Source organism: Stenotrophomonas sp. GL_101 (assembly GCF_057835675.1).
Window position 1 is genome coordinate 247,120 of the sequence record NZ_CM174432.1, and the last position, 23,165, is coordinate 270,284.

Here is a 23,165-nt window from a genome sequence, read left to right on the forward strand (position 1 = left end):
GCACCGGTCCGTCACCTGCCAGGCAGGCGGCCCCGTACCACCCCACATCACGCCAAGAGGAAAACGCCGTGAGCACCGAAACCAGCGCAGCCACCGATCAGGAAAGCGAGTTCCTGCTGACCTCGCCGCACACGGCCACCGCCATGAGCGTGACCAAGCGCAACGGCACTACCGAACTGGTGGACCTGAACAAGATCGTGCGCGCGGTGCAGCGCTGCTGCGAAGGCCTGCATGCGGTCGACCCGATGCGCGTGGCGACCCGGACCATCTCCGGCCTGTACAACGGCGCCACCACCCAGGAACTGGACGAACTGTCCATCCGCACCGCCGCGCTGCTGATCGGTGAAGAGCCCGAGTACGGTCGCCTTGCCGCGCGCCTGCTGGCCAACTTCATCGCCAAGGAAGTGTCCGGCCAGGAAATCCATGCGTTCTCGCAGTCGGTCGGTCGTGGCCACGAAGTTGGCCTGATCAACGCGCGCCTGCTCGACTTCGTGCAGACCAACGCGCGCAAGCTCAACGATGCGATCGATCCGTCGCTGGACCTGCACTTCGATTACTTCGGCCTGCGTACCCTGTACGACCGCTACCTGCTGCGTCACCCGCACACCCGCAAGGTGATCGAGACCCCTCAGCAGTTCTTCCTGCGCATCGCCAGCGCACTGAGCGAAGACGTGCCGGAAACCCTGGCGCTGTACAAGCGCATGGGCAACCTGGACTACCTGCCGTCCAGCCCGACCCTGTTCAACTCCGGCACCACCCACGAGCAGCTGTCCTCGTGCTTCCTGCTCGACTCGCCGCAGGATTCGCTGGAGTCGATCTATTCCAAGTACGGCGACATCGCCCAGCTGTCCAAGTTCTCCGGTGGCATCGGCGTCAGCTACAGCCGCGTGCGTTCGCGTGGTTCGCTGATCAAGTCGACCAACGGCCACTCCAACGGCATCGTGCCGTGGCTCAAGACCATGGATTCGTCGGTGGCTGCGGTCAACCAGGGCGGCAAGCGCAAGGGCGCGGCCTGTGTGTACCTGGAAACCTGGCACGCCGACATCGAGGACTTCCTCGAGCTGCGCGACAACACCGGTGACGAATCGCGCCGTGCGCACAACCTGAACCTGGCCAACTGGATCCCCGACCTGTTCATGCAGCGCGTGGAAAAGGACCTGGAGTGGTCGCTGTTCGATCCGCGCGTGGTGCCCGAGTTCACCGACCTGTTCGGTGAAGCCTTCGAGCAGGCTTACCTGCAGGCCGAAGCCCAGGGCAAGGCCCAGCGCACCATCTCCGCGCGCAAGCTGTACTCGCGGATGATGCGTACCCTGGCTGAAACCGGCAACGGCTGGATGACGTTCAAGGACAAGTGCAACCGCGCCAGCAACCAGACCCTGCGCGCCGGCAACGTGATCCACCTGTCCAACCTGTGCACCGAAATCCTGGAAATCACCTCGGCCGAAGAAACCGCGGTGTGCAACCTGGGCTCGATCAACCTGGGCAACCACGTCGACGGCAACGGCGAGTTCGACTATGACAAGCTGGCCGATACCGTGCGCCTGGCCGTGCGCCAGCTCGACCGCGTCATCGACCTGAACTTCTACCCGATCGAAACCGCCCGTCGCGGCAACCTGCGCTGGCGTCCGGTCGGCCTGGGCTGCATGGGCCTGCAGGACGTGTTCTTCCGCAAGCGCCTGGCCTTTGACAGTGCCGAAGCCCGCGCGCTGTCGAAGAAGATCGCCGAGACCATCTACTTCCACGCGCTGGAGACCTCGGTCGAACTGGCCCAGGAACGCGGCAAGCACCCGTCCTTCGCCGACACCCGTGCGGCCGGCGGCGAGCTGCAGTTCGATGCCTGGAACGTGGTGCCCGAAGACACCGCGCGCTGGGATGCCCTGCGCGCGCGCATCAAGGAACATGGCCTGCGCAACTCGTTGCTGATCGCCATTGCCCCGACTGCCACCATCGCTTCGATCGCCGGCTGCTACGAGTGCGTCGAGCCGCAGGTGTCCAACCTGTTCAAGCGCGAGACCCTGTCCGGTGACTTCCTGCAGGTCAACCGCTACCTGGTCAACGAGCTGAAGAAGCTGGGCCACTGGACGCCGGAAATGCGCGATGCGATCAAGCTGGCCGAAGGCTCGATCCAGGGCATCAGCCAGATCCCGGAAACGCTGCGCGAGATCTACCGCACCGCGTGGGAACTGCCGATGCGCTCGCTGATCGACATGGCCGCCGACCGCGGCGCGTTCATCGACCAGTCCGCCTCGCTCAACCTGTTCATGGAAAGCCCGAACATCGGCGCGATGTCCTCCATGTACATGTACGCCTGGAAGCAGGGCATCAAGACCACCTACTACCTGCGGTCGCGCCCGGCCACCAAGATCGCCAAGACCACGGTCAGCAGCCACGTTGCGGTGGTCGACCCGGTGGATGCGGTGTCCTGCTCGCTGGAAAACCCGGAAAGCTGCGAGGCGTGCCAATAAAAGGCGTGCCGGCCCAACCGGCCGGCATTCCCTCCCGTAGGTACCCACCGTTGGTGGGTACGGACAATGATCGACACCGCCGGGCAATGCCCGGCTGTTTCACTCCAAACACCCTGACACCGCATGCATCCCGATGCCTGCGCTGCCGGAAGCCCGCCGCGCACCCGCGCGGGTCTTTCGACGCTTCCCCTCCCGGAAGCCGCTAACTGAACCCAGGAAATGCCCATGGCAGACAAGCCCACCCAGATGTTGCTCGATCCAGGTTTTGAACTGACCCTGCGCCCGATGCGCTACCCGCAGTTCTATGACATGTATCGCAACGCGATCAAGAACACCTGGACCGTCGAGGAAATCAACTTCCAGATCGACATCAGCGACCTGCACAGCAAGATGTCGCCGGGCGAGCGCCACCTGATCCACCGCCTGGTCGCGTTCTTCGCCACTGGCGATTCGATCGTGTCCAACAACCTGGTGCTGAACCTGTACCAGCACTTGAACGCGCCCGAAGCGCGCATGTACCTGTCGCGCCAGCTGTATGAAGAAGCGCTGCACGTGCAGTTCTACCTGACCCTGCTCGACAACTACCTGCCCGATCCGGACGAGCGCGTCAAAGCGTTCGCCGCAGTGGAGAACATCGACTCGATCAAGAAGAAGGCCGATTTCTGCTTCAAGTGGATCGACTCGATCCAGGACCTGCGCCGCATCGAAACCCGCGACGAGCGCCGCCAGTTCCTGCTCAACCAGATCTGCTTTGCCGCCTGCATCGAAGGCCTGTTCTTCTTTGCCGCCTTCGCCTACGTGTACTACTTCCGTTCGCGTGGCCTGCTCAACGGCCTGGCCTCGGGCACCAACTGGGTGTTCCGCGATGAAAGCGCGCACATGGAGTTCGCCTTCGAGTGCGTGGACGTGATCCGCGAGGAAGAGCCGGACCTGTTCGACGATGCGATGAAGCAGCAGGTCTATGACATGCTCGCCGAAGCCATCGAATGCGAAGTGCAGTTCGCCGAAGACGTGCTGTCCGGCGGCGTGGCGGGCATTTCCACCCGCGACATGCGCCAGTACTTGCAGCACTGCGCCGACAACCATTTCCACCGCCTGGGCATGGAACGCAAGTACAACGTGCGCAACCCGTTGAGCTTCATGGAACTGCAGGACGTGCAGGAACTGACCAACTTCTTCGAACGCCGCTCCTCGGCCTACCAGGTGGGCGTGAAGGGCGAAGTGTCGTTCGATATGAACTTCTAGTAGAGCGGGGCTCTACCCCGCTGCGCTTCAACGAAGCCCGGCCAACGCGGTAATGTAGTTCGCTCAAGAAGAACGCCTCGATTCCATCAGGAACCGAGGCGTTTTTGTTTCTTCTCCCCGTCGAGCGGAGAGATTCATTTCAACCGGCGAAGCAGCGGGATGGCGTGTCTACGCTTGGCGACAGCGCGAGCGTCCGGTGCCGCTTGGCGGCCGGCAGGTCCTTTCGCAAATGTCCCCCGGCCGACGCCTGCGGCGACGGCCTCCTCCTTTATTTTGCCAAGAACCTGCCGGCCGCCAAGCGGCTCGGCTTGCGGTGCGCAACGGCGCACGCCGATGGTTGGCGTGGGCGCTGCGATCTTCCGCGCGCGGGCACCGAAAGGTAGGTCACCACCGTTGGTGGTGACGCTCATCCCCCCACGCCTGCGTGACCCGAACGCTCGTGGTATGCCCGCGCGACGACGCGGCCGCATAAGTGAACTGCATTACAGCCAATGCGGGGTGTCGTGCTTTCAATGCCGTGCTCACAGATGGCGGTGGGCCACCATCATGCGTTGACCGCATTGGTTGCTCACCGCCTGGGTGAACAGCTCAAGATCGTGGCCGGTTCCACCCTCGAATTGAATGAAACTCCAGCCGATGCCCATCCCGCCGTGCCAGTCGAGATCAAGAATGCGGAAGCGCTCGCCACTATCCGAATGGGTCCACTGCGTCTGGATATCCTCGTAGGCGGCACCGATGACATCCACGTAGTTGCCAATCGGGGGGAAGTCTTCGCGATCATCCCGTTCGCCCGGCACGCAGGGTGCGGATGTGCCCTCCCCAACGCTGACGAAGGGTGGCTGGTCACGGTAAATCTGGAACAGGCGGAGGCTGATGTGATCGATAGCGTCTGCGTGGCTGGCGGGGTAGAGCGCACGCATCCCTGGTCCCGCCCGATAACGCGGACTGAACCACTCGCAGGCTGCGTGTCCGTCGAACAACCATTCATCCTCCAGCGCGATGCCGTGGTCGCGCAACCGCTGCACGCAGTCTTCCACGCTTGCATCGCTGTCCACCTGCAATGACGCCGGCAGGTTTCCCGCGTCGACATGGGTGGCCACCACATCGGACGCACGCCGCCATGCGGGATCGTAGAGCCAACCGCTGGTTCCGGGCACTTGCGCAATGGCGTAGCTCAGCGTGTGCAAGGCCTTGCAGGGTACGTCTGCGCCTACCGGTGCAAGCACAATGCCCTGGTCCAGCATCCACCGTTCAAGAGCGCGCAGGTCTGGCCCAGGCACGTGCGGTGCGGCGGGGAAAACAAAACAGTCGTGTTCGGACATGGGTAGCGTGGTTTCGGCGTGATGCCCGCAGTGTTGGCGCCAACCTCAGCCAGCGTCAACGACGGAGTGCACGGAAACTGACGGGACCGCCTTATCCACGCCGCTTTTCCCGCGCTGCCGTAACATCGCGTCAATCCACCAGCCGGCCAGCCCCATGTCTACAACCCCAGACCCCATCCCGCCCACCGAAATCAGCATGGCCGAGATCGTCTTCCCCAACCACACCAACCACCTGGGCACCCTGTTCGGTGGCCAGGCGCTGGCGTGGATGGATAAAGCCGCGTTCCTCGCCGCTGCCCGTTATTCGCGCCGCACCGTGGTGACCGCGCGCTCGGATCAGGTCGATTTCAAGCTGCCCATCCGCATCGGGCAGATGGTGGAAACCATCGGCCGCATTGTCGAAGTCGGCCGCAGCTCGATGAAGGTGGAAGTGGAGCTGATCGCCGAAGACCTGCACAGCGGCGAACGCAAGCTCTGCACGCGCGGGCATTTTGTGATGATCGCGCTGGACTCCGATGGCCACCCCATCGCCGTGCCACCGCTGCCCGGCGCCATTCCCGGCCCGTAAGCGCGATTGCCTTGCCTGCCGCGCGCCCCCACCTGTTGAACATGACCCACCCGCTGCCCGACTTCATCAATCGCGCCCAGCGCCTGTTCGTGCTGACCGGGGCCGGCTGCAGCACCGACTCGGGCATTCCCGATTACCGTGATGCCGACGGCCAGTGGAAGCGCACCCCGCCGGTGACCTACCAGGCCTTCATGGGCGAGCCGGCCACGCGCCAGCGCTACTGGGCGCGCAGCCTGCTGGGCTGGCCGCGGTTTGGCCTGGCCCGGCCCAATAGCACCCACCAGGCGCTGGCCGCGCTGGAGCACAGCGGCCGGGTGCAGCTGTTGCTGACCCAGAACGTGGACGGCCTGCACCAGCGCGCCGGCAGCCACAACGTCATCGACCTGCATGGCCGCCTGGACCAGGTGCGCTGCATGGGCTGCGAGCAGCGCAGCGACCGCCACGACTTCCAGCGGCGCCTGCTCAGCGCCAACCCCGGCTGGGACGTGCTGGAAGCGGGCATCGCGCCCGATGGCGACGCCGACCTGGAGACCGATTTCAGCGCCTTCAGCATTCCGGCGTGTCCGGCCTGCGGCGGCATCCTCAAGCCGGATGTGGTCTTCTTCGGCGAAAACGTGCCCCGCGAGCGGGTTGCCGCCGTCCACGCCCACCTGCAGCAGGCCGACGCCGTACTGGTGGTGGGCTCCTCGTTGATGGTCTATTCCGGCTTCCGCTTCGTCCAGGCCGCGGCCAGCGCCGGGCTGCCGATCGCCGCGCTGAACCTCGGCCGGACCCGCGCCGATGACCTGCTCAGCCTGAAGGTCGAGCAGCCCTGCGCGCCCGCGCTGGCCTTCCTGTTGCCCAGCGCAGCCAACGGCTGAGCGCCGATTGCACGGCCTGCAGCGGCCCCGCGCGAAACACTGATCCACCGGCACGGTTGCCTCCGGCGCCCAGCAGGAGTGCAATAGCTACCGGTTTTCGTTTTCCTGCCAGAGTCCCCCTTGAGCCAGCTTTTCTCCCCCGTGTCCTTTGGCCCGCTGTCGCTGGCCAACCGCATCGTCATCGCCCCGATGTGCCAGTACTCCTCCACCGATGGCCTGGCCAACGACTGGCACCAGATCCACCTGGGCCAGCTGTCGCAGTCCGGCGCCGGCCTGCTGATCCTGGAAGCCACCGCCGTGCTGCCCGAAGGCCGCATCAGCTGGGCCGACCTGGGCCTGTGGGATGACGCCACCGAAGCGGCGCTCAAGCAGGTGATCGACGCGGTCAAGCGCTGGTCGCCGATGCCGCTGGGCGTGCAGTTGGCCCATGCCGGGCGCAAGGCCTCCTCGGCGCGGCCGTGGGACGGCGGCGGCGCGCTGCCGGCCTCAGACCCGCGCGCATGGACCACGCTGGCGCCGTCGGCGCTGCCGTTCCATCCCAATGACCCGACCCCGCAGGCGCTCGATGCGGCCGGCATCGACGCGGTGGTGGATGCCTTCGTCGTGGCCGCACAGCGCGCCGAGCGCATCGGCATGGACCTGATCGAGTTGCATGCCGCGCATGGCTACCTGCTGCACCAGTTCCTGTCGCCGCTGAGCAACCGCCGCGACGACGAGTACGGCGGCTCGCTGCAGAACCGCATGCGCCTGCTGGTGCGCGTGTTCGACGCGGTGCGCGAAGCGGTGTCGGAAAAGATCGCCGTGGGCGTGCGCATTTCGGCCAGCGATTGGGTCGCCGGCGGCTGGGATATCGACCAGACCACCACCCTGGCGCATGTGCTGGACGGACGCGGCTGCCAGTTCCTGCATGTCTCCAGCGGCGGCAACGACCCGCGCCAGCAGATCCCGCTCAGTGCCGGCTACCAGGTGCCGTTCGCCGAGGCGATCAAGGCGCAGAAGCTGCGCATGCCGGTGATTGCCGTTGGCCTGATCACCGACCCGGCCCAGGCCGAGTCGATCCTGCGCCACGGCTACGCCGACGCCATCGCCCTGGCCCGCGGCATTCTCTACGACCCGCGCTGGCCGTGGCACGCCGCCGCCGCGCTGGGCGATTCGCTGGAGCCAGCGCCGCAGTACCTGCGCTGCGAACCGCGTGAAGCGCGCGGCGTGTTCATCGCACCGCCACGCTGACGCACCCTGCAGGCGATGGCGCGTGGCCATCGCCTGCACGGCTCAGCCCACGTCCACCCGCCATTCCGCCGGCAGGCCATCGACCACGTGCTGCATCAGCGCCCGCACCTTCGGGGTCAGGTCGCGGCGGTCGCTGACGCACAGGAACAGCCGCATCGGTTCGGCTGAGGCCTGTGCATCGCCGGCCTCGTTGTCCTCGAACAAGGCCTGCAGCTCGCCGCGGGCCAGGTACGGGGCGGCCACGAACGCCGCCAGGCGGGTGATGCCGCCACCGGCCAGCGCCATCGCCGCCAACGCATCGATGTCGTCACTGACCAGCGCCGGGCTCACCTCGGCATCGAAGCGTAGCCCATCGCGGACGAACCCCCAGCGCAGGTGGCGCCCATCCTGGGGATGCCGGAACAGCAGGCAGCGGTGCTCGCGCAGGGCTTCGGGCGTACGCGGCACGCCCGTGCGCGCCAGGTACGACGGCGCCGCGCAGAACACGAACGGTACCTGCGCGATCGGCCGCGCCACCAGCCCTTCCTCCAGCTGCGGCTCGATGCGGATGCTCACATCCACGTCTTCGCGCGCATGGTCCACATTACGGTCGGCGAGCATCAGTTCAATGGCCAGGCGCGGGTAGCGTGCTTTCAGCGAAGGCAGCAGCGGGGCCAGCTTGTGCCGCCCGAACGAGGTGCTGCAGGCAATGCGCAGGCGGCCTTCGGGGGTGGCGTCCAGGTCGGTTACCGCCGCCTGCGCGCGCTGCAGGTCGCGCTCGATGTAGCGCACCTGCGCCAGGTACAGCGCGCCGCGTTCGGTCAGCGCCAGCTGGCGGGTGGTGCGGTTGAACAGCCGCACGCCCAGATGCGCCTCCAGCCGCGCGATGTTCTGCCCGACCGCCGCCGCGCTGATGCCCAGGGTGCGCGCGGCCGCGGCGAGGCTGCCGGCGTCGGAGGTGCGGATGAAGCTTCGGATTGACTGGAGAATATTCATGATGGCCACCATTCTCGCCGGTCATTGCAAAGAAAGTCTTTAGCAAGGGCGAAGCCGGCGCGGTCTATCGGCGCCCCGGGCCGGCTTTTATGGTGCTGCTTCCCGCAACCGCCAGGTTGCCGGCCCGCCCGCGGCTTCGCCGACGGTCCGCCCCGCCGCAGCCGTCGCCCGCTGCGACCGCCTGGCCGCTTTCCCCGGAGTTTTGCCGTGAACCCAGCGCTCGCCCCCCTCGATACCGATCCCCAGGAAACCCAGGAATGGCGCGAGGCGCTGGATGCGGTGACCCATGCCGCCGGCCGTCCGCGTGCGCAGTACCTGATCGACCAGCTCACCGACCTGGACGTGCAGCGCCACGGCGACCTGCATGCGCGCGCCTGGACCGCCTACGTCAACAGCATCCCGACCGGGCGCCAGCCCGCCTACCCGGGCGACCTGGGCATCGAGCGCCGGCTCAACGCGATGATCCGCTGGAACGCGATGGTGATGGTGCTGCGCGCCGGCAAGCACTCCAACGTGGGCGGCCACATCGCCACCTACCAGTCGGCGGCGGTGCTGTACGACGTCGGCTTCGATCACTTCTTCCGTGGCCGTACCGAAACCTTCGACGGCGACATGATCTACATCCAGGGCCACTCCGCACCGGGCATCTATGCGCGTGCCTACCTGGAAGGCCGGCTCAGCCTGGAGCAGATGGACAACTTCCGCCGCGAAGCCGACCGCGACGGCCTGTCCTCGTATCCGCATCCGCGCTTGATGCCCGACTTCTGGCAGTTCCCCACCGTCTCTATGGGCCTGGGCCCGCTCACCGCCGCCTACCAGGCGCGCTACATGCGCTACCTGGAATACCGCGGGTTGAAGGAGCACCAGGGCCGCAAGGTGTGGGCCTTCCTCGGCGATGGTGAAATGGACCAGCCCGAATCGCTGGCGGCCATTTCGCTGGCCGGGCGCGAGCACCTGGACAACCTGGTGTTCGTGGTCAACTGCAACCTGCAGCGCCTGGACGGCCCGGTGCGCGGCAACGCCAAGGTGATCCAGGAACTGGAAGGTACCTTCCGCGCCGCCGGCTGGAACGTGATCAAGGTGATCTGGGGCAGCGGCTGGGACGCGCTGCTGGCCCGCGACCACAGCGGCCTGCTGCGCCAGCGCATGATGGAATGCGTGGACGGCGACTACCAGACCTTCAAGTCGCAGAACGGTGCGTACGTGCGCCAGCATTTCTTCGGCAGGTATCCCGAGCTGCTGGAACTGGTGGCTGACATGAGCGACGAGGACATCTGGGCACTCGCCCGCGGTGGCCACGATCCGCAGAAGGTGTACGCCGCCTACCAGCAGGCGGTGACCACCGCCGGCCGCCCCAGCGTGATCCTGGCCAAGACGGTCAAGGGCTTCGGCATGGGTGAGGCCGGCGAAGGCCAGAACATCAACCACCAGCTCAAGAAGATGAGTGCCGATGCGGTACGCGCGTTCCGCGACCGCTTCGAGCTGCCGGTCAGCGACGACCAGCTGGACGACATGCCCTACCTGCGCCCCGAGCCGGGCAGTGTGGAAGCACGTTACTTCGCCCAGCGGCGCCAGGCCCAGGGCGGCCAGCTGCCGTCGCGGCTGACCGGCGTGGAGGCCCTGCCGGTGCCGCCGCTGTCCACCTTCGCCACCCAGCTGCAGGGCAGCGGCGAGCGTGGCCAGTCCACCACGATGGGCTTCGTGCGCATCCTGACCACGCTGCTCAAGGATCCCGAGCTGGGCAAGTTGATCATCCCGATCGTGCCCGATGAATCGCGCACCTTCGGCATGGAAGGCCTGTTCCGCCAGATCGGCATCCACTCCCACCTGGGCCAGCTGTATACCCCGCAGGATGCCGGCCAGCTGAGCTATTACAAGGAAGCCCGCGACGGCCAGATCCTGCAGGAGGGCATCAATGAGTCCGGCGCGATCTGCTCGTGGATCGCCGCCGGTACCGCCTACAGCAACCATGCCCTGGCGACGATTCCGTTCTACATCTTCTATTCCATGTTCGGCCTGCAGCGCGTGGGCGACCTGGCCTGGGCAGCGGCCGATGCGCGCACCCGGGGTTTCCTGCTCGGCGCCACCGCCGGGCGCACCACGCTGATGGGCGAGGGCCTGCAGCACGACGACGGCCACAGCCACGTGCTGTCTTCGGTGATTCCCAGCTGCGTGTCGTTCGACCCCACCTACAACTTCGAACTGGCGGTGATCATCCAGGACGGCCTGCGGCGCATGTATGTCGACCAGGAAGACATCTACTACTACATCACCGTGCTCAATGAAGCCTACCCGCATCCGGCGCTGCCCGACGGTGCCGAGGCCGGCATCCTCAAGGGCCTGTACCTGCTGCATCCGGCCGACGCCGCCGATCCATCCTTGCGCGTGCAGCTGATGGGCAGCGGCGCGATCCTGCGCGAAGTGGAGGCCGCCGCCGCGCTGTTGCGGCAGGACTTCGGCGTGACCGGCGAGGTGTGGAGCGCCACCAGCCTGACCGAACTGCGTCGCGAGGGTCTGGCCGTCGACCGCTGGAACCTGCTGCACCCCGCGCAGGAACCGCGCGTGCCTTACTTGGCGCAGTGCCTGGCCGCGCACCCCGGCCCGGTGGTGGTGGCCACCGACTACATGAAGATCGTCGCCGACCAGATCCGCCCGTTCGTCCACGGCCGCCGCTTCACCGCGCTGGGCACCGATGGCTTCGGCCGCTCGGACACGCGCGAGTCGCTGCGCACGTTCTTTGAAGTGGACCGCCATTTCATCGCGCTGGCGGCATTGAAGGCACTGGCCGATGACGGACGTATCGACCGTGCGCAGGTGCAGCGGGCGATCGACCTGTATGCGATCAAGGTGGACAAGGTGGATCCGGCGACGGTGTAGGGGGAAGGATCCTCCCCGGAAGTTGAGGTAAATTCGATTGAAAACTCGGAATCAGATGATTCTTTTAATCCCGTGATACGGGTTTCGCTCAAAAAGCCTGCATCAGCAATTGCAAAGACAGGAGTCCTCAATGCTTGAGGCGCCCCCGCAGGAGCGCCTTGATGCATTGGCTCATACCTATGCCCAAGCCGTTTCCGCCGCCCTTTTCGAGGAGGGCTGCGGACGGGTGGACAAAGTGGCGCTGGCCGACATGTTCGCTGCCACCGCAATCATGGCCTTCTACTACCGAACCCCCGCTTGGGTGAGTAAGGTGGAATGCCTGCATGGGGCGTTGGAAGAACATGATCTGGCCACGGCCGATCATCATCGTCGCCTGCATGGTCTGATGATTGCGGTGCGCCGATTTGATGAGGCCAATGAGCTCCGGAGGCGCCATGCCATCCAGACGCCGAACCTTCCCCGGCTACCGCCCTCAACCGAGAAGGGTCTCAGCGTGATCCGTCTGGCAGAGGAGGGGCGACTGGAGCATCGGGCCCTTCTTTCCTCATCTGATTCTGGAGTTCAGGTGATTGCATTGGTTCATCCCTACTGCGGCTTCTCCAAACGTGCGCTGGACACGATACTCGTGGACGCCCGCTATAGCTGGTTGCGGCCGCATCTGCAGCTGGTCGTTCCACGTGAGCCGGATTGGCCGGAATCTGCGATGCGCGATTGGAATGCAGCGCACCCGGGCCACCCCATGTACGCCCAGTCTGCGAACAGCGAATGGGAAATGCTGGGCGCACTTGAGACGCCTGTGTTTCATCTGGTGAAGAATGGCCGGGTCATCCTTACTGTGACAGGATGGAACGGCGACGAAAACACGATGAAGAAGCTGGAACAGCGGATTGCTCGAGAACCGGCGCCGGACTGAGCGGCGATGAGGGTGCGCGGCTTGCGATGCCGTTGGTTGCATCTGAGAGCATCCTCCGCAGGCCTGCGGCTCTCGCTTAAACTGGTGTGATGCGCCCTGATTCCATCCTTACCCTGTCATGCCCGGACCGTACCGGGATTGTCTATCGTGTGTCCGGCCTGCTGTTCGAGCTGGGCTGCAACATCCTGGATGCCCAGCAGTTTGGCGACGATGAGAGCGGTCGCTTCTTCCTGCGCGTGCATTTCGACCGGGCGGCTGATCGCGCGCTGGCCGAGGTGGAAGCGGCGATGGGCACCTTGGCTGCTGCCTTCCAGATGGACTGGCAGCTGCACGATGCCCGCCGCAAAGCACGCCTGCTGGTGCTGGTCAGCAAGCAGGGGCATTGCCTGAACGACCTGCTGTTTCGCACGCACAGCCGCCAGCTGCCGGTGGAGATCGCCGCGGTGGCCTCCAACCACGATGACTTTTCCGCGCTGGCCACCTCCTACGGGGTGCCGTTCCACCACCTGCCGGTGACTGCCGACAACCGCGCCGTGCAGGAGCAGCAGATCATCGACCTGGTCGAGCGCGAGCAGATCGATCTGGTGGTGCTGGCGCGTTACATGCAGATCCTGTCGCCGCGGCTGTGCCAGGCGCTGGCCGGCCGGGCGATCAACATCCACCACAGCTTCCTGCCCAGCTTCAAGGGCGCCCAGCCGTACCACCAGGCGCACGCGCGTGGGGTCAAGATCATCGGCGCCACCGCGCATTACGTCACCGAAGACCTGGACGAAGGCCCGATCATCGAACAGGACGTGGCGCGCGTGGACCACGCGATGACCCCGCGTGATCTGGTCCGGCTGGGCAGCGATACCGAATCGCAGGTACTGGCGCGCGCGGTGCGCCGGCATGTGGAGCACCGGATCCTGCGCAACGGCCATCGCACGGTGGTGTTTCGCTGAACTGGGGGTGCGGTGCCGGTGCCGAACGCGGGATGCCGAACGCAGGATGCCGAACGCAGGATGCGGAATGCGGTCTGACAATACGGGATGCGGTCTGACCCGGTAGGCACCGACCGTTGGTCGGTACGCCTTTCTGGCCGGCTCCTGGTGTCGTTCGGGATTACGGGGAGCCGGCCAGCGGCCGGCACTACCGGGTTTGTCTGTCAGATGACCGCGATCTTCGCCTTCGCCAACGCCTCGCGCACCATGCCGTCGTTGGCCTCGGTCACCGGCCGGGTCAGGTCCCACAGGAACTTGACCCGGAACCCGGATTTCACCGCGTCCTGTGCACTCCACAGCACGCAGTAGTCGCGCGCCAACCCGCATACATGTACTTCGCGGATGCCGCGCTCGTGCAGCCAGCCGGCCAGGCCGGTGGCGGGGCGGCTGCCGTCGGGGCCGTGGTTTTCGCGGAAAGCGCTGTAGGAATCCACCTGCTGGCGGCTGCCCTTGCGCAGGATCAGGTCGGCCACGGCCCAGTCCACGCCCGCGTGCAGGGCGGCGCCGGGCGTGCCCTGCACGCAGTGGTCCGGCCACAGCGTCTGCAGTTGTGCATGCAGCAGGATCGCCTCGAACGGCAGGTGCCCCGGATGCTGGCTGGCGAAGGAGGCATGGTCGGCCGGGTGCCAGTCCTGGGTGGCCACCACCGTGCGGTACCGGCGCTGCGCCAGCAAGCCGGCAATCGGCGCTACCAGCGCATCGCCCTGCTCGCAGGCCAGGGCGCCACCGGGCATGAAGTCCGGTTGCAGGTCGATCACCAACAGGGCCACATCGGCAGGCAGGGCGGTCATGGCAGGTCCAACACGACGCAGGAGGGGCAACCAGCGTGGCGGCCCCTCGCGCCAACGTCAATCGCCCTTGGGTACCGCGTTGTCCTGCCCGTAATACAGCAGCCCGATCTGGATCCGCTCGCGGCCATTCTCGCGGCGGTGGCGGTTGGCGTCGCGCAGTGAGTACACGCAGCCGCAGTATTCCTGCTGGTAGAACTGCTCGCGCTTGCTGATCTCCACCATGCGCGCCGCGCCGCCGCCCTTGCGCCAGTTGTGGTCCCAGTACTGGATGCCCGGGTAGTGCGCGGCGGCACGGTGGCCGCAGTCGTTGATCTGGTTCATGTCCTTCCAGCGCGAGATGCCCAGCGAACTGCTGATCACCGGGAAACCGTGCTCGTGCGCGTACAGCGCGGTGCGCACGAAGCGCATGTCAAAGCACATCGTGCAGCGGATGCCGCGCTCGGGCTCTTTCTCCATGCCGCGGGCACGGTTGAACCAGTTATCGGTGTCGTAGTCGGCGTCCACGAACGGCACGCCGTGCTTCTCGGCGAAACGGATGTTCTCCTGCTTGCGCAGTTCGTATTCTTTCACCGGGTGGATATTGGGGTTGTAGAAGAAGATCGTGTAGTCGATACCGGAAGCGGTAATGGCCTCCATCACTTCGCCCGAGCACGGCGCGCAGCACGAATGCAGCAGCAGTTTCGTGTGGCCCTCGGGCAGGGACAGGGTGGGGCGATCGATCGGGGTGACAAACGGCGTGGTCATGTAGTTCTCGTTGACCGCACCGCCGGCAACGGCGGCGGTGCGGTCCTTGGGGTCATCGGTGCAGGAGGGCCATCAGGCCGCGTTGGCCTCGGCGGTCTCCGCGCGCAGTTCGCGCGCCGCGGCCACCAGTGCCTCCAGCGCGGCGCGGGTTTCCGTCCAGCCGCGGGTCTTCAGGCCGCAGTCCGGATTGACCCAGATCTGCTCGGGCTTGAGTACTTCGGCCGCCTTGCGCAGCAGCGCCAGCATTTCCTCCTTGTCCGGCACGCGCGGGGAGTGGATGTCGTACACGCCCGGGCCGATCTCGTTGGGATACTGGAAGCGCACGAACGCATCCAGCAGCTCCATGCGCGAGCGTGAGGTCTCGATCGAGATCACATCGGCATCCATCGCGGCTACCGAATGGATGATGTCGTTGAACTCCGAGTAGCACATGTGGGTGTGGATCTGGGTGGCATCGCGCACCCCGCTGGCACTGATCCGGAACGCCTCCACCGCCCAGTCCAGGTACTCGCGCCAATGCGCACGGCGCAACGGCAGGCCTTCGCGGATCGCCGGTTCGTCGATCTGGATCACCCCGATGCCCGCCGCCTCCAGGTCCAGCACCTCATCGCGCAGGGCCAGCGCAATCTGCCGGCAGGTATCGGCACGCGACTGGTCATCACGCACGAACGACCATTGCAGCACCGTCACCGGGCCGGTCAGCATGCCCTTCATCGGGCGGTCGGTGAGCGATTGCGCGTATTGCGACCAGCGCACGGTCATCGGCTGCGGGCGGGTCACATCGCCGAAGATCAGCGGCGGCTTCACGCAGCGCGAGCCGTAGCTCTGCACCCAGCCGTTCTTGGTGAAGGCAAAGCCATCGAGCTGTTCGCCGAAATATTCGACCATGTCGTTGCGCTCGAATTCGCCGTGCACCAGCACGTCCAGCCCGATCTGCTCCTGTACCCGCACGCAGTGTTCGGTCTGGGTGGCCAGGAACGCATCGTAGTCGGCATCGGACAGCTTGCCGGACTTGTTGCGCGCACGCGCTTCACGGACTTCCAGGGTCTGCGGGAACGAACCAATGGTGGTGGTGGGGAAACGCGGCAGCTTGAGGGCGGCGGCCTGGGCCAGGTGGCGCTGCGGGTAGCGGCTGTGGCGCTGCGCGTCGGCGGCGGTGAGTGCGGACAGGCGCGCGGCCACGGCGGGGTTGTGCACGCGCGGCGAGCGACGGCGCGATTCGATGCACTCCCGGGAATGCGCCAGCGCGACCTCGGCGCGTGCCGGGGCATCGATGGCATCGGCCAGCACGCGCAGTTCCTGCAGCTTCTGCCTGGAGAATGCCAGCCAACCCTGCAGTTCCCCGTCGAGCTTCTTTTCCTGCTCCAGGTCGACCGGGCTGTGCAGCAGCGAACACGACGGTGCCAACCACAGCGCGTCGCTGCCCAGGTGGCCATGCGCATAACGCGCCAGCACCAGCGCGTTGTCCAGATGGGTGCGCCAGATGTTGCGGCCGTTGACCAACCCGGCCGACAGCACGCGCCCCGGCGGCAGCGCCTTGATCACCGCATCCAGCTGCTCCGGCGCGCGCACCAGGTCCACGTGCAGGCCGTCGATCGGCAGCGATGCGGCAAGTGCCAGGTTGTCGTCCAGCGCGCCGAAATAGGTGGCAACCAGTACCTTCGGGCGCGCGGCCGTGGCCAGCACCGCGTAGGCGTGGGCAAAGGCGGCGCGGGCAGCCTCGTCCAGGTCCTGCACCAGCGCCGGCTCATCCAGCTGCACCCATTGCGCCCCGGCGTCCTTCAGCTCGCCCAGCAGTTGCACGTACACCGGCAGCAGCGCATCGAGCAGGTCCAGCGCGCGGCTGCCATCGGTGGTCTTGGACAGCAGCAGCAAGGTTACCGGTCCGATCAGCACCGGTCGGGTTTCGATGCCCAGCGCACGCGCCTGCCGGTACTCGGCCAGCGGCTTGTCGCCGCGCCGGGCGAAGGTCTGGCCGGCATGCAGTTCGGGTACCAGGTAGTGGTAGTTGGTATCGAACCACTTGGTCATTTCCAGCGCGTGCAGGTCGATGCCATCGCGCTGCAGGCCGCGGGCCATGGCGAAGTAACCGTCCAGCGGGGCGGCATCGGCCAGCGCCCGGTAGCGCTGCGGGATCGCATCGACCAGGAAGGCCGCGTCCAGCATCTGGTCATACAGGCTGAAGTCGTTGCTGGGCGGCACATCCACCCCGGCATCGCGCTGCAGCTGCCAGTGCGTGGCGCGCAGCGTGCTGGCGGTGTCCTGCAGCGACTGCGCGCTGCTCTGGCCGGCCCAGAACGCTTCCAGCGCGCGCTTGAGTTCGCGTTTGGCGCCGATGCGCGGGAAACCCAGATTGGTAACAGTGATCATTGGAACGTGTCCTCATTGCGTAGGGGCATTGAGGAACGAAGGAACCGCGCGCCGTCCACGCCATTGCTGCCGTGCCCGCCCCGCCAGCGACCTTCGCCCCCGCGGGCGAACCGGATGTCGTGGAGCGGACGCACGGGGGCAGCGCCACGCTGGCGGCATGGCGGCAGGCCCCGGCAACCTCCCCGCGGACGTTCCAGGTCGAATCAGGGGACGGTCATGTCCCCGGCCGGGGCCGGTATTCGGGCTGATGGACACAGGCGCGATGCGCCTACCTAGTACCTGCCGCTTCCCAGGCCCGGAGGCCCAGTGCTGTTGGCAGGAGTCGTTTCCATTCACCGCTGCGGGGCAGCTCCGGAATGGGCGCGTGAAGCGCCTTCACCGGATTCCCGTTTAAATCCATCCCTTCATCTGCATGAAGCGATGGATACCTTCGACGAGCACAAGGTAGGCCGAAGCCGGGCGATGGTCAAGGGGGCATCAGACCGAGGCGGTGGGAGGCGAAGGTCATGGACGATCCAACGCACTTGCCAGCGTTGTCTGTCCCAACGGGTACCGGAGGCGATCCACGCGCTTGCGTGAAGGAAGGGAAGTGGACCAACGGGCGCTCAGGCGGCGTGGTGGTACGGTTCGATGCGCGCCAGGACGTCGGCCAGTTCGTCCCTGGCCTTGGCCGCGTCATGGGCCATCTGCAGGTTGAGCCAGAAGGCCTCGCTGGTGCCGAAGAAGCGCGCCAGTCGCAATGCGGTGTCGGCGGTGATGCTGCGCCTGCCCGCGATGATCTCGCCGATGCGGGTCTGCTTCACGTCGATGGACTTGGCCAAGCGGTAAGCCGTCATCCCGAAAGGGGTGAGGAACTCCTCCTGTAGGATTTCACCGGGGTGCGGATAGGGAATCGAACGCATGTAGGCAGCCCTCAGTGATAGTCGCAAAGCTCTACGTTTGCAGGACCTGCATCGGTCCACGTGAAGCACAGCCGGTACTGGTCGTTGACCCGGATGCTGTGCTGACCGGCACGATCGGCGCGCAGTGGTTCCAGACGGTTGGCCGGTGGAATGCGCAGGTCTTCGAGCCGGACGGCCGCATCCAGCATGGCGAGCTTCCGCATCGCAACGCGCTGGATATCCTGGAACCTCCCGATGCGCCTACCTATGAACAAGCTCTTGGTAGTAATGCACCGGAACGACACGATGGACATGACAGCTTCCTGTAATGACGATACTACCGCGTGACGGTAGTATCGTCAAACGGGACTTATTCGGCCCCTCAGATGCACAGGGCAGTCGATCAGCGAGCCTCGACAGTGATGCTCGCTGAAATTCGTGCAGGCGAATGCGGAAGCGGTCACTCCCGCGCGACGCTGATCATCGATTCGACGTATCGGTCAACCGCGCACCATCGGCTCGGCTGCGGATCTCAGCCAACGTATCGTCCTGCAGCAACGCCGTTCTCCCACCATGCGGATCGCGGCTCAGCGCATGGTCGATCAGGGCCTGGTGGCCACGGTGCAGCGGGCTGAGCTTGCCCACCACCAACCCGATGGCGAAACACTCACCCATGCGCGGCATCGGCCGCTGCGGCGGCGGTCTGTTCGCGCATCAACCGCCGCCAGTGCCGCAGCGAGACCAGCGCGTTGATCCAGAACACGCCATACAGCACGGCCGTGAGGTGCAACCCGCGGCTGGCGTACAGCGGAATGGCGATGCTGTTGACCAGCAGCCAGAACCACCACGAATCCAGCTTGCGGCGCATCATCAGCAGCTGCGCCAACACGCTCAGCACCAGCACGGCCGAATCCAGGAACGGCGCGTAGGCGTCGGTCCAGGTATGCAGCAGCAGGCCATAGCCGACGCTGGCCAGCACTGCCGCCGGCAGCATCCAGCCCAGTGTGCGCAGCTGCACCCGGCTGATCGGCAGGGCATGTCCGCGATCGCCGCGCAGCCACTGCCACCAGCCGATCAAGCTGGTGAGCACGAACACGCCCTGCAGCACTACGTCGGCATACAGGCGAGCCTCGTAGAACACCAGGCCGAACAGGCTGCAGCCGATGATGCCGGTCCACCAGGTATGCACGCTGTTGCGCCCGGCCAGCAGGATCGAGGCGGCCACGGTGAGGTTGGCGGCAATTTCCAGTGCGCTGGTCATGCGGCTGCGCCGGCGGGAGGGGAACGCAGCGTGGGCGTCGGCATCGGGTTCGTCAGGGGCGGCGGTGACAAGCCGCCCAGTTTACCCGCCGCCCGCAGTGCATCCGCTGCGGCGCTGGCTGCGTATCTGCTGGTGACCCCCACGTGGAGCCGGGCATGCGCCGATCCCTCTTACCGTTCTTGGTGCTGCTGCTGTGCCCGGTGTTGCCGGCGGCGGCCCAGCAGGTGCTGCGCCAGGAAGCGCGGGCCTACGCGCCGGCCGATGGCCGCCTGCTGTACCGCGAGACCCACTGGCTGCAGGGGCCGCCCAGCACGCAATCGCGGCTGGTGCTGTATCGCTGCGCCGACGGCCGCGCTTTCGCGCGCAAGTGGATGACCCCCCAGGGCAGTCCGCAGACCCCCGACTTCGCCTTCGAGGACGCGCGCAACGGCTACCAGGAAGGCCTGCAGGGGAATGCCACGGCCCGTACCGTGTATGTGCGTGAAGACGCGCGCGCTGACCGGGTCAGCCGCACCCTGCCGATACCGCAGGACGCGGTGGTGGACGCCGGCTTCGACGCGGCCGTGCTGGGCCACTGGGACGCCCTGCAGGCCGGCCGCCCGGTGGCGTTCCAGTTCCTGCTGCCCAGCCGCCAGCGGCTGGTGCCGTTGAAGCTGCAGCGCAGCGCAGCGGTCACCTGGCAGGGCCAGCCGGCCGAACAGCTGCAGATGCGGCTGGATGCCTGGTTCGGCTTCGCGGTGCCGGCGGTCACCCTGGTGTACGCCCGCAACAGCCCGCGCCTGCTGCAGTTCAGCGGCACCGGCAACGTGCGCGATGCGAAGGGGCGCTACCCGCAGGTGCGGGTGGAATTTCCGCAGGCGCCGGTCGCCGCGCCTGCGGCCGAGCTGGCTGCCGCACGCGTCCAGGCCCTGGTGACGACATGCGCAGGCTGAGCCCCCTCTTGCGGTTGGCCCCTGCAACACCCACGATGCGGGCACGACCACCGACGAACCCGAGCCTGCGATGCCCGAGCTGGACACTGCCGACACCGGTGCCGCACAGCGCCTCGACCACCTGCTGGTGCAGGTCGCCAACGGCGACCGCCAGGCGTTTGAGTCGGTGTACCAGCTGGCCTCCGGGCGCCTGTTCGCGATCTGCCTGCACGTCCTGCGTGACCGCGGTGATGCCGAGGACGTGCTGCAGGACGTCTTTACCAGTGTCTGGCACAAGGCCGCGCAATTCGACCGCGGCAAGGCCGCGGCCATGACCTGGCTGTCGATGATGGCGCGCAACCGGGCGATCGACCGCCTGCGTGCCGCCCCGCCGCGGCCGCTGGACGATCTTTCGGTGGCCGATGAAATCCCCGATTTCGCCCCCCAACCCACCCAGGTGGCCGAACAGGCCTCCGACCGCGAGCGCCTGGACGCCTGCCTGGACACGCTGGAACCACGCCGCCGCTCGCTGATCCGGCATGCATTCCTGGACGGAGCCAGCTATGAGGAGCTGGCGCGCCGGATCGGCTCGCCACTGGGCTCGGTCAAGAGCTGGATCCGCCGCGGCCTGGGCCAACTGCGGGTGTGCCTGGAACAATGAACATCCGCGACCTGCATGACCTGCATGACGACGGGCAATCGCCCAGCGCCGACATCCTGGCCGGCGAATACGTGCTGGGCGTGCTCGATGCCGAGCAGCGCACCGCAGTGGAAGGCCGCATTGCCACGGACCCGGGTTTTGCACGGCTGGTGAGCCAATGGGAACAGCGGCTGGCGCCGCTGCTGGCCTCGCTGGGAAGCGAAACGGTGCCAGCGCACCTGTGGCCGCGTATCCGCACCTCGCTGGGCTGGTCGGCGCTGCAGGCCCCACCGCCGCGCGCCTGGCAGCGCACCGGCTTCTGGCAGGGCATGACCGCGCTGGCCGCAGTGGTAGCGCTGGTGGCGGTGTTCAACCGCGGGGTGCTGGAACCAATGGCCCCGGTGGCACCGCCGGTGGCAGTCACCCCCACCACGCCGCCCACCGCGACCGAACCGGAACAGGCCACCAAGCCAGTCACCCCGCTGCTGCACGACGACGGCACGCCCGGCTGGCTGGCCTCGGTCGACAAGGCGCACGGCAAGGTGCTGATGGTGCCGGTACCCGCCGCCGCCGATGCGGCCGGCCGCGCGCCGGAGCTGTGGCTGATTCCGGCCGGCGGCACGCCGCGTTCGCTGGGCCTGGTATCGATCAACCGCGCCCACACCGTGACCGTGCCCGACACACTGCGTGATGCGCTGGTGACCGGCTCGGTGCTGGCCATCACCCTGGAGCCGTCCACGGGCGCGCCGCAAGGCATCCCGACCGGCCCGATCATCGCCAAGGGCGACATCGCCACCCTGTAACGTGCATTTTTTTGGTGCTTCTCCCCTCTGCGGGAGAAGCACCCGGCGCCGTTCACCTTCCTGCAGCGGGTTGGCAATGGACCGCTGGCGACCCGCCAAGCACGGCCGCAGGTGGGCCGAGCAGGATCAGCATCACCACCAACGGTGGTGACCTACCGCGTACCGCGTACCGCAGGCCGGCGCCGGGGGACATTTGCACAAGGGCCTGCCGGCCGCCAAGCTGCCCCGGACGCACGCGCCATGCCCGAACGAAGCGACGCCCTCGCCCTGGGCTTCTTCCTCAAAGGAGCGAAGAACCTTTTTCCGGATCCGTGCATCCGGATCGGCCTGGCGCCCGTATCTCCTGACAACAACATCAGGAGATACGCGTGATGTCGGCTGGACCTGCCACTGCAGCACCCCGTCCCCGCCGTGGCCTTGTGGCCACCGTGCGGCGCTGGTTCGATACCAGTGCCGACGCGGCGGTGACCAACGAAGCGCCGCAGCGTGTGGACTGGCCGCGCGCGATCCCGTTCGCGGCCATGCATCTGGCCTGCCTGGCGGTGATCTGGGTGGGGGTGTCGTGGGTGGCGGTCGGCGTGGCGCTGGCGCTGTATGCGGTGCGCATGTTCGCCATCACCGCCTTCTACCACCGCTACTTCGCGCACCGCACCTTCCGCACCTCGCGCGCGGTGCAGTTCGTATTCGCGGTGATCGGCGCGGCCAGCGTACAGCGCGGTCCGCTATGGTGGGCCGCACATCACCGCCACCACCACCGCCATACCGACACCGCAGCCGATCCGCATTCGCCGCGCGTGCATGGCTTCTGGTGGAGCCACATGGGCTGGTTCCTCACCAGCGACGGCTTCCGCACCGACTGGGCGCGCATTCCCGACCTGGCCAGGTACCCGGAACTGCGCTGGCTGGACCGCTTCGACACGCTGGTGCCGATCGTGCTGGCTGCTGCGTTGTTCGGCCTGGGCGCGCTGCTCGAACGGATTGCGCCCAGCTGGGGCACCAGTGGCGGGCAGATGCTGGTGTGGGGCTTCTTCATCTCCACCGTGGTGCTGTTCCACGCCACGGTCACCATCAACTCACTGGCGCACCGCTTCGGGCGGCAGCGCTTCGCCACCGGCGATGACAGTCGCAACAACCTGTGGCTGGCATTACTCACCTTCGGCGAGGGCTGGCACAACAACCACCATTTCTTCCCGGGCACCGCGCGCCAGGGCTTTTACTGGTGGGAGGTGGACGTCACCTGGTACGGCCTGCGGCTGATGGCCGCGCTGGGCCTGGTGCGCGACCTCAAACCGGTGCCGGCCTGGGTGCTGGCCAAGGCGGAGCACTGAC

Annotated in this window: 21 protein-coding genes and 1 riboswitch; of the genes, 12 read left to right on the forward strand and 9 right to left on the reverse strand. The window is 66.6% G+C overall.

What is annotated here, in order from left to right; genetic code table 11:
• Positions 1 to 68: 68 nt before the first annotated feature.
• Positions 69 to 2,465: a ribonucleoside-diphosphate reductase subunit alpha gene (locus tag AC3IR9_RS01080; protein WP_489293470.1), complete on the forward strand. Its 2,397-nt coding sequence runs from the start codon at positions 69 to 71 to the stop codon at positions 2,463 to 2,465.
• A gap of 225 nt (positions 2,466 to 2,690) precedes the next feature.
• Positions 2,691 to 3,710 carry a ribonucleotide-diphosphate reductase subunit beta gene (locus tag AC3IR9_RS01085; protein ID WP_489293471.1) on the forward strand — a complete coding sequence of 340 codons (1,020 nt, stop codon included), beginning with the start codon at positions 2,691 to 2,693 and terminating at the stop codon, positions 3,708 to 3,710.
• Positions 3,711 to 4,231: 521 nt separating this feature from the next.
• On the opposite strand, the gene AC3IR9_RS01090 is transcribed toward AC3IR9_RS01085, so the two are convergent.
• Positions 4,232 to 5,032, reverse strand: a complete 801-nt coding sequence (locus AC3IR9_RS01090) for a hypothetical protein (RefSeq protein ID WP_489293472.1) — start codon at positions 5,030 to 5,032, stop codon at positions 4,232 to 4,234.
• Positions 5,033 to 5,186: 154 nt separating this feature from the next.
• On the opposite strand from AC3IR9_RS01090, the gene AC3IR9_RS01095 reads away from it, so the two are divergent.
• The 3 genes from AC3IR9_RS01095 (at position 5,187) to AC3IR9_RS01105 (ending at position 7,690) form a co-directional block, all read left to right on the forward strand.
• Positions 5,187 to 5,600, forward strand: a complete 414-nt coding sequence (locus AC3IR9_RS01095; protein WP_489293474.1) for an acyl-CoA thioesterase — start codon at positions 5,187 to 5,189, stop codon at positions 5,598 to 5,600.
• Between the two features lie 41 nt (positions 5,601 to 5,641).
• Positions 5,642 to 6,460, forward strand: a complete 819-nt coding sequence (locus AC3IR9_RS01100; protein ID WP_489293475.1) for an NAD-dependent protein deacetylase — start codon at positions 5,642 to 5,644, stop codon at positions 6,458 to 6,460.
• Positions 6,461 to 6,580: 120 nt separating this feature from the next.
• Entirely contained in the window at positions 6,581 to 7,690 is a 1,110-nt protein-coding gene (locus AC3IR9_RS01105; protein ID WP_489293476.1) for an NADH:flavin oxidoreductase/NADH oxidase, read from the forward strand.
• Positions 7,691 to 7,732: 42 nt separating this feature from the next.
• Here AC3IR9_RS01105 and AC3IR9_RS01110 read toward each other — a convergent pair whose 3' ends face one another.
• A complete protein-coding gene (locus AC3IR9_RS01110) occupies positions 7,733 to 8,665 on the reverse strand; it encodes a LysR family transcriptional regulator (protein WP_489293477.1) in 933 nt (310 codons plus the stop codon).
• Between the two features lie 207 nt (positions 8,666 to 8,872).
• On the opposite strand from AC3IR9_RS01110, the gene aceE reads away from it, so the two are divergent.
• The 3 genes from aceE to purU all read left to right on the forward strand — a co-directional run bounded on the left by aceE (position 8,873) and on the right by purU (position 13,396).
• Complete coding sequence (aceE, locus tag AC3IR9_RS01115; protein ID WP_489293478.1) at positions 8,873 to 11,542, forward strand: pyruvate dehydrogenase (acetyl-transferring), homodimeric type; 2,670 nt, start codon at positions 8,873 to 8,875, stop codon at positions 11,540 to 11,542.
• 130 nt (positions 11,543 to 11,672) lie between these two features.
• Positions 11,673 to 12,455 (forward strand): hypothetical protein, encoded by a 783-nt coding sequence (locus tag AC3IR9_RS01120; RefSeq protein ID WP_489293479.1) that lies wholly within the window; start codon positions 11,673 to 11,675, stop codon positions 12,453 to 12,455.
• An 89-nt stretch (positions 12,456 to 12,544) separates the two neighbouring features.
• Positions 12,545 to 13,396 (forward strand): formyltetrahydrofolate deformylase, encoded by an 852-nt coding sequence (gene purU / locus AC3IR9_RS01125; protein WP_489293481.1) that lies wholly within the window; start codon positions 12,545 to 12,547, stop codon positions 13,394 to 13,396.
• Between the two features lie 203 nt (positions 13,397 to 13,599).
• On the opposite strand, the gene pncA is transcribed toward purU, so the two are convergent.
• The 7 genes from pncA to pnuC all read right to left on the reverse strand — a co-directional run bounded on the left by pncA (position 13,600) and on the right by pnuC (position 19,482).
• Complete coding sequence (gene pncA / locus AC3IR9_RS01130; protein WP_489293483.1) at positions 13,600 to 14,226, reverse strand: bifunctional nicotinamidase/pyrazinamidase; 627 nt, start codon at positions 14,224 to 14,226, stop codon at positions 13,600 to 13,602.
• Between the two features lie 57 nt (positions 14,227 to 14,283).
• Entirely contained in the window at positions 14,284 to 14,970 is a 687-nt protein-coding gene (locus AC3IR9_RS01135; RefSeq protein ID WP_489293484.1) for an epoxyqueuosine reductase QueH, read from the reverse strand.
• Positions 14,971 to 15,042: 72 nt separating this feature from the next.
• Complete coding sequence (gene metE, locus AC3IR9_RS01140; RefSeq protein WP_489293485.1) at positions 15,043 to 17,340, reverse strand: 5-methyltetrahydropteroyltriglutamate--homocysteine S-methyltransferase; 2,298 nt, start codon at positions 17,338 to 17,340, stop codon at positions 15,043 to 15,045.
• Between the two features lie 213 nt (positions 17,341 to 17,553).
• A riboswitch (cobalamin riboswitch) is annotated at positions 17,554 to 17,787 on the reverse strand.
• A 158-nt stretch (positions 17,788 to 17,945) separates the two neighbouring features.
• The gene (locus tag AC3IR9_RS01145) at positions 17,946 to 18,242 is read right to left on the reverse strand and encodes a HigA family addiction module antitoxin (RefSeq protein ID WP_141058192.1); all 297 of its coding nucleotides are present in this window, start codon (positions 18,240 to 18,242) and stop codon (positions 17,946 to 17,948) included.
• A gap of 11 nt (positions 18,243 to 18,253) precedes the next feature.
• Positions 18,254 to 18,535, reverse strand: coding sequence for a type II toxin-antitoxin system RelE/ParE family toxin (locus AC3IR9_RS01150; protein WP_489293487.1), 282 nt, complete (start codon positions 18,533 to 18,535; stop codon positions 18,254 to 18,256).
• 166 nt (positions 18,536 to 18,701) lie between these two features.
• Positions 18,702 to 18,896 (reverse strand): hypothetical protein, encoded by a 195-nt coding sequence (locus AC3IR9_RS01155; protein WP_489293489.1) that lies wholly within the window; start codon positions 18,894 to 18,896, stop codon positions 18,702 to 18,704.
• Positions 18,889 to 19,482, reverse strand: coding sequence for a nicotinamide riboside transporter PnuC (pnuC, locus tag AC3IR9_RS01160; RefSeq protein WP_489293490.1), 594 nt, complete (start codon positions 19,480 to 19,482; stop codon positions 18,889 to 18,891). Before pnuC ends, AC3IR9_RS01155 begins: the two co-directional genes overlap by 8 nt.
• Positions 19,483 to 19,637: 155 nt before the next feature.
• Between pnuC and AC3IR9_RS01165 the strand changes: the two genes are divergently transcribed.
• From AC3IR9_RS01165 to AC3IR9_RS01180, 4 genes are all read left to right on the forward strand, one after another.
• A complete protein-coding gene (locus tag AC3IR9_RS01165; protein ID WP_489293491.1) occupies positions 19,638 to 20,414 on the forward strand; it encodes a hypothetical protein in 777 nt (258 codons plus the stop codon).
• 70 nt (positions 20,415 to 20,484) lie between these two features.
• A complete protein-coding gene (locus tag AC3IR9_RS01170; RefSeq protein WP_489293493.1) occupies positions 20,485 to 21,054 on the forward strand; it encodes a sigma-70 family RNA polymerase sigma factor in 570 nt (189 codons plus the stop codon).
• The gene (locus AC3IR9_RS01175; protein ID WP_489293494.1) at positions 21,051 to 21,836 is read left to right on the forward strand and encodes an anti-sigma factor; all 786 of its coding nucleotides are present in this window, start codon (positions 21,051 to 21,053) and stop codon (positions 21,834 to 21,836) included. Before AC3IR9_RS01170 ends, AC3IR9_RS01175 begins: the two co-directional genes overlap by 4 nt.
• Before the next feature lie 371 nt (positions 21,837 to 22,207).
• Complete coding sequence (locus tag AC3IR9_RS01180; RefSeq protein WP_489293496.1) at positions 22,208 to 23,164, forward strand: acyl-CoA desaturase; 957 nt, start codon at positions 22,208 to 22,210, stop codon at positions 23,162 to 23,164.
• Position 23,165 lies beyond the last annotated feature (1 nt).